1 protein-coding gene is annotated in these 1,293 nt (G+C 59.7%); it reads right to left on the bottom strand.

Going from position 1 to position 1,293, the window contains the following annotated elements:
• Positions 1 to 172 precede the first annotated feature (172 nt).
• On the bottom strand, positions 173 to 1,216 hold the full coding sequence (locus tag ACSSVY_RS22755; RefSeq protein ID WP_114276417.1) for an IS5 family transposase: 1,044 nt from the start codon (positions 1,214 to 1,216) through the stop codon (positions 173 to 175).
• Positions 1,217 to 1,293 lie beyond the last annotated feature (77 nt).

Here is a 1,293-nt window from a genome sequence, read left to right as displayed (position 1 = left end):
GGGCACCTCGATTTTTGACTGTTTTCTCGACTATGGAGCAGTTGGCGCAGCCTGAAGGGCTTGGAAGGCCGTCAGTTGACGGGTTGTTGCGTCGGGTCTGATGATGCGCAGCCCATTTCAGGGTCGTTTTTGGCGATGAGCAGCATGACCTGCGTCTCTGGCGGTCTGTTTGTCATGCCGGATTTGGGTTGATGCGGCGCAACTGGCAGAGGCGGCGCATGTTGTAGGCAAGGTTCTTCAGCCCGATCTTGGCTTTGGCCCGCACCAGACCGATGGTGCGCACCAAGGTGCCGCCCATGTCGTTTGCCTGCGCGCCGAAGACATGCTCAACCCGGACCCGCACGGTGGATTTGGTCCGGTTGCTGCCCTTGGCCTGTGCAGTCAGCGGCTTGCCGCGCTTGCCCTTGCGGTGGATGTGGCTTTTCAGGTTCCGAGCGCGCAGCTTTACCTCCATTTCCTCGGAGCGATAGGCTGAATCCGCCCATACTCCGGACCCGGTATTGCCCCGCATCAGCAGGTAATCCACCGCCTGGCTGTCATGCTGGGCTGCGTCGCTGACGTGGTAGCGGCGGACCAACTTGTGCTTTCGATCCACATTCACGTGGTTCTTGTAGCCGTAGTGGCTCTTGCCGTGCTTTTTCGTCCAGCGCGCGTCCATGTCCTTCTGCACCCGTTTCGCCAGTTTGTCTGCCCAATCCTCGGGCACCTCACCCTTCTTGATCGTTGCGTTTTCCTCGCGCGTGTTGTGGTTGCGCGGCACCGGCACAATGGAAGCATCAAGGATCTGCCCGCCACGGGCAATATACCCCTGTCGCGCCAGATGACCGTCGAACAACCCGAACAATTCCTCTACCTTGCCCGCGTGCGCCAGCGCGTCTCGATAAAGCCACACCGTCTTGGCATCGGGCACCCGATCCCCGAGACCCAACCCCAAAAACCGCATGAAAGACAGCCGGTCGCGGACCTGATATTCGATTTGGTCATCCGACAGGTTGTAGAGTGCGCTCAGCACCAGCGCTTTGAACATCACCACCGCGTCCATCGGCTTGCGCCCGGCGCGGGATTTGCGATCCGCATCCGGCTTGCGCCAGACCCGTTCAAGAGCCGGGCGAAACTCTTCCCACGGCACGACGGCATCGATCTCCACCAGCGGGTCCTTCTTGGCGTCAAGGCTCGCATAACGGTCCGAAAGATCAAAGAAACCCATCTGCGTCATTGCTGCATCCCCTATATGCCGGTTCACCAAGTCACGATATCGCAGCGCCAAGGTCAGGGCAATTTTTAGAGATGCCC

This window comes from Roseovarius sp. MBR-51, from assembly GCF_053628575.1.
This window is presented reverse-complemented; position numbering and strand designations above follow the sequence as displayed.